Origin of the sequence: Streptomyces sp. NPDC059524 (assembly GCF_042749255.1) — a bacterium.
Lineage (GTDB): Bacteria > Actinomycetota > Actinomycetes > Streptomycetales > Streptomycetaceae > Streptomyces > Streptomyces xanthii.
In genome coordinates this window covers 20,369-25,577 of record NZ_JBHYTK010000119.1, presented here as the reverse complement: position 1 = coordinate 25,577, position 5,209 = coordinate 20,369, and the positions used below count along the sequence as shown (strand labels likewise).

The window sequence follows — 5,209 nt, the reverse complement described above, 5'->3', positions numbered from 1 at the left end:
TCCTTCCCCTCGCGTGCTGTGCTGGTGGTGTTTTTGTTTATTATCCAACCATCCCCCCACCCCGGCCCAGACGCCCGGCGAGCCGCCGCCGCCGCCTCCGGCTCCTCCCGCGCGACCCGGCGCAGCACCGCGTCGAGCCCGGTGCTCAGCTGGTCCTCGCCCTCCCGCTCGGCCATGAGCGGGGCGAGTTCGCGCAGCCTGGGCAGCTCGCGGGCCGGGAGGCGGTGCAGCCCGAGGCGGAACGCGGGGTCGGGTTCGTCGGGGTCCTCGTCCATGGCGCGGAGCTCGACGATGAGCCAGCCGAGCAGCCAGGCGGTGAAGGCGCGGTGCAGCCGGACCGCCTTCGCACCGTCGAAGCCGGCGTCGACGAGCAGCCCGAGGATCCGCTCGTCGGCGCGCAGGACGGCGAGCGGGCGCCGGGCGAGCGGGGTGGAGAGCAGGCGGGTGGCGAGCAGTGGCACGACGTTGGGGTGGCGCAGGGCGACGGCGTGGGCGGCGCGGGCGATCCGGTCGAGTTCGGCACGCCAGCCGCGCCGGACGGGTTCGGCGTCGAGCACGGCCTCCAGTTCACCGAAGAAGGCCTCGACGAGTCCGTCGAGGAGGGCGCCCTTGCCGTCGGCGTAGCGGTACAGGGCCATGGCCTCGACGCCCAACTCGGCGCCGAGGCCGCGCATGCTCAGCCCCTCCAGCCCGTCCCGGTCGACGACCTCCAGGGCGGCGGCGAGGACTCGCTCCCGGTTCAGGCGGCCGTACTTGCCCCGGTCGGAGGCGCGGCGGGCGGGGGGATCTCCCCCGCCGTCCGAGGATCGTGCGGAGCCCTTCGGCATGACGCGCTCCCTTCACCCGGGCCTCGTGCCGCCCTGGTCCCGATTTTCTCCCGGGCCCCACTTGACCCAGCTCCACCATAGGCGCAAAGTCGTACATATACGTCGTAAACATACGGCGTCCGCGTACAGCGCAGGAAGGTGCGGCCATGACGCACCACGAGCCGGTTCCGGCGATGGTCCCCACCGGGGACCTGTGCGAGGTCGCGGCTCACCTGTCGCGCATCTCGGACGGGAACGTGGTGGCGGTCGCCCCCGACGGGCCGTTCTTCGGGCGGCCGTGCCGGGTACGCGAAGCCCTTCCGACGACGTTCGTGCCCGCCCTCCCCCGCCGTGACCGAGCCGCCCTGCTCGCCATCGCGGCCGGCTGGACCGTGAGCCTGGTCTGGTTCTGGTCCTGGTGGCTGCAGCCCGAGCACCGGGCGAGCTGGGCGGGCCTGATCGTGAACAGCGTGCTGCTGCTGTACCTGACCGGCCTGCCGGCCTACTTCTTCGCCACGGCTCTGCGGCTGCGCCGCGTGAACCCGGCGCTCGCGATTCCCTCGCTGCCGGTCGCGTTCGTCGTCACGCGGGCCCCTTCGGAGCCGTGGCCTTCCGCACGCCGCACCCTCGAGGCGATGCTCGCGCAGCACTTCCCGCACCCCTACGACGTGTGGCTGTGCGACGAGGCGCCGACCCGCGAGATCGTCGGCTGGTGCCACCGCCAGGGGGTGCGTCTCTCCTCGCGTCAGGGCCTGGGCTCGTACCACCGCAGGACGTGGCCGCGCCGCACCCGCTGCAAGGAAGGCAATCTCGCCTACTTCTACGACCACTGGGGCTACGCCGAGTACGCGGTCGTCTCCCAGCTCGACTGCGACCACGTCCCGGAGCCCGGCTATCTCGCCGAGATGGTGCGGCCCTTCGCGGACCCGGCCATCGGCTACGTGGCCGCGCCCAGCGTCTGCGACGCGAACGGCGCCGCGTCCTGGTCCGCGCGCGGCCGCCTGCACCGGGAGGCCGTGTGGCACGGTGCGGTGCAACTCGGACACAGCGACGGACTCGCCCCGATGTGCATCGGCTCGCACTACGCCGTGCGGACCCGCGCCCTGCGCGACATCGGCGGCCTGGGTCCGGAGCTGGCCGAGGACTTCTCGACCACGTACCTGCTCAACTCGGCGGGCTGGCAGGGGGCGTTCGCGATCGACGCCGAGGCGCACGGGGACGGGCCCCTGACCTTCTCCGACATGGTGACGCAGGAGTACCAGTGGTCACGGAGCCTGACGACGATGCTGCTCGGCCTCCTGCCCCGGCATCTGCGCCGGCTGCCCACCGCCCTGCGGCTGCGCTTCGCGTACGCGCTCGCCTACTACCCGCTCCTCGGGCTGATGATCGTGGCCGGACTCGTCCTGCCTCCTGTCGCCGTGATCACCGGCATCGCATGGATGAACGTCGACTACTTCCAGTTCCTGCTGCACTTCTGGCTGATGCCCCTGTGGCTGATGCTCACCCTGTGGCTGTTGCGCCGGCGCCTCCTGCTGAGGCCGCGCGGAGCCCCGCTGCTGAGCTGGGAGGTCTGGCTGTTCGCGCTGGCGCGCTGGCCGTTCGTCATCGCGGGCCTGGTCGGCGCCGTACGCCAGAAGCTGCACCCCCGACAGGTGACCTTCAAGGTCACGCCCAAGCACGTGACCGGGCCGCGCCCGCTGCCCGCCCGGCTGACCGTGCCGTTCGCCCTTCTCGGCACCGCACTCGCCGCGGTAGCCGTGTACGGCGAGCTGGCGAGCCCCGCCGTCGGCTACGTCTTCCTGTGCCTGCTCGCGGGCGCGACCTACGCGCTGGTCGCGATCGCCGTTCCGCTGCTCCACGTGCGCGAGACCGCCCGCACGGCCGACGCGCCGCTGCGCACGGTGCTCGCCACCGCACGCGTCCCCCTTCTGACGGCGATCCCGGCGGTGCTGACCGTCGCGACCGGCGTCGTCCTCTACCCGGCCTACGTGGCCGCCGTCCTCGGCTGGTGAGCTCCGTGTCCGAACGCCCCAGCGCCCCCTCCACCGTCCTCGTCACAGGCGGCGCCGGCTTCATCGGCAGCCACTCCTGTGTCGAACTCCTCGACCACGGCTACGAGGTGATCGTCGTCGACGACTACTCCAACAGCAGCCCGCGCGTGTTCGCACGGGTCGAACGGATCGCCGGCCGCTTCGTCGGCGCCGTCTATGAACTGGACATCCGTGATCGGCGCGCCCTCTCGGCCGTATTCGACCGTCACCCAGTGGACGCCGTCGTGCACTTCGCCGCGCACAAGGCCGTGGGCGAGTCGACACGGATGCCCGTCACCTACTACGACGTCAACGTCGGCGGAACCACGGCGCTGCTGCACGTCATGGCCGAACACGGCGTGCGCAGCCTGGTGTTCTCCTCCTCCTGCTCCGTGTACGGAGAAGCGGGCGAAGGCCCCCTGGACGAGGACACACCGCACCGGCCGACCAATCCGTACGCGTCGTCGAAGGCGCTGTGCGAGGCGGTCCTCGCCGACGTCTGCCGCACCGACCCGCGCTGGACGGTGCTCTGCCTGCGCTACTTCAACCCGGCGGGCGCGCACCCCAGCGGCCTGCTCGGCGAGGACCCGCACGGCACCCCGGACAACCTCTTCCCCTATCTCGCCCAGGTCGGCGTCGGCAGACGGCCCCGGCTGCGGGTGTTCGGCGCCGACTGGCCGACCCCGGACGGCACCGCGATCCGCGACTACCTGCATGTGATGGACACCGTGGAGGCACACCGGGTCGCCCTCGACCGGCTGGCCGACAGCTCCGGCATGACGGTGTTCAACCTCGGCCGGGGACACGGGAGTTCGGTCCTCGACGTGCTCGCCGCCTTCGAGCGGGCGAGCGGACGCACGATCCCCCACGAGATCACGGAGCGCCGCGCGGGCGACGTGGCCGCGCTCGTGGCGGACGCGGGCGCGGTGGCACGCGCCTGGGGCTGGCGTCCCACCCGGGACCTGGCCGACATGTGCCGGGACGCCTGGCGTTTCCAGCAGCTCAATCCCGACGGCCTCCAGGGCGAGCCCCGGCGGCCGGGCACCACCAAGCAGTACGAAGGAGCGGGACCATGCGGATGACGGTCATCGGCACGGGATACGTCGGCACGGTGCACGCGGCGTGCATGGCGGACATCGGGCACGAGGTGCTCGGCATCGACATCGACGCCGAGCGGGTCGCGTCCCTGGCGGCGGGCCGTGCCCCGCTGCACGAAGAAGGCCTCGACCCGCTGCTCGCGCGCGGCGTCGCGTCCGGACGGCTGCGATTCTCCACCTCGCTCACCGAGGCGGCACGCTTCGCCGACCTGCACTTCGTGTGCGTGGGCACTCCGCAGCGCCGCGACGGCGAGGGCTGCGACCTGCGCTTCGTCGACGCCGTGATCGAGGAGCTCGGGCCGCCGCTGCGGCAGGGCGCCCTGGTCGTCGGCAAGTCGACGGTGCCGGTCGGCACGGCCGCCCGGCTGCAGCGCCGGCTCACCGAGCTCGCGCCGGGCACGGAGGTGGCCTGGAACCCGGAGTTCCTCCGGGAGGGCGCCGCGGTGGCCGACACGATGCGTCCCGAGCGACTGGTGCTCGGCACGTCCTCGGCGTGGGCGGACGAGCTGCTGCGCGAGGTGTACGCGCCGATGCTGCGGGCCGGGGTGCCGGTGTTCTCCGCGGACACGGCCACGGCCGAGCTGGTCAAGGTCGCCTCGAACGCCTTCCTCGCCACGAAGATCTCCTTCGTCAACGCGATGGCCGAGGTGTGCGACGCGGCCGGCGCCGATGTGACCGTACTGGCCCGCGCGATGGGCGCGGACACCCGGATCGGGCCGCGCTTCCTGGAGCCGGGCCTCGGCTTCGGCGGCAGCTGCTTCCCCAAGGACATCCGCGCGTTCGCGACCCGGGCCGAGGAGATCGGTGCCGGTCCCGCCGTCGCGTTCCTGCACGAGGTCGACCGGATCAACACCCGGCAGCGCACCCGCACCGTGGACCGGGCCCGGGCGCTGCTGGGCGGCGACTTCACCGGCCGCCGGATAGGCGTCCTCGGTGCCGCGTTCAAGCCCGGCAGCGACGACGTACGCGACTCGCCGGCCCTCACCGTCGCGGCGGCCGCCGCGGCCGAGGGCGCGACGGTGCGCGTCCACGACCCGCAGGCCCTCGACAACGCCCGTACCGTGCGCCCCGAGCTGACGTACGCGCTGGACGTGCCGAAGGCCTGCGAGGGCGCGGACCTGGTACTGCATCTGACGCAGTGGCCGGAGTACCGCGCCCTGTCCCCCGCGGCTCTGGCCGCGGGCGTGCCCACCCCCCAGAAACACGACCCCCCCCAAAGACGGGGACGGGGGGGGGGGGGGGAGGGCGGCGGGGCGGAACCCACCCACCGCCCGCA

General features: G+C 73.0%; 4 protein-coding genes. 3 read left to right on the top strand and 1 reads right to left on the bottom strand.

Annotation, left to right across the window (positions count from 1 at the left end; genetic code table 11):
* The coding region (locus tag ACFW9D_RS27705; protein ID WP_384626098.1) for a TetR/AcrR family transcriptional regulator at positions 1-827 on the bottom strand (827 nt) is incomplete at its 3' end.
* A gap of 146 nt (positions 828-973) precedes the next feature.
* On the opposite strand from ACFW9D_RS27705, the gene ACFW9D_RS27700 reads away from it, so the two are divergent.
* The 3 genes from ACFW9D_RS27700 to ACFW9D_RS27690 all read left to right on the top strand — a co-directional run.
* On the top strand, positions 974-2,818 hold the full coding sequence (locus ACFW9D_RS27700) for a glycosyltransferase family 2 protein (RefSeq protein WP_384626096.1): 1,845 nt from the start codon (positions 974-976) through the stop codon (positions 2,816-2,818).
* A gap of 5 nt (positions 2,819-2,823) precedes the next feature.
* On the top strand, positions 2,824-3,918 hold the full coding sequence (gene galE, locus ACFW9D_RS27695) for a UDP-glucose 4-epimerase GalE (protein ID WP_384626093.1): 1,095 nt from the start codon (positions 2,824-2,826) through the stop codon (positions 3,916-3,918).
* Positions 3,909-5,209, top strand: a 1,301-nt coding sequence (locus ACFW9D_RS27690) for a UDP-glucose dehydrogenase family protein (RefSeq protein ID WP_384626090.1), incomplete at its 3' end; no start/stop codon positions are given. The genes galE and ACFW9D_RS27690, both read left to right, overlap by 10 nt.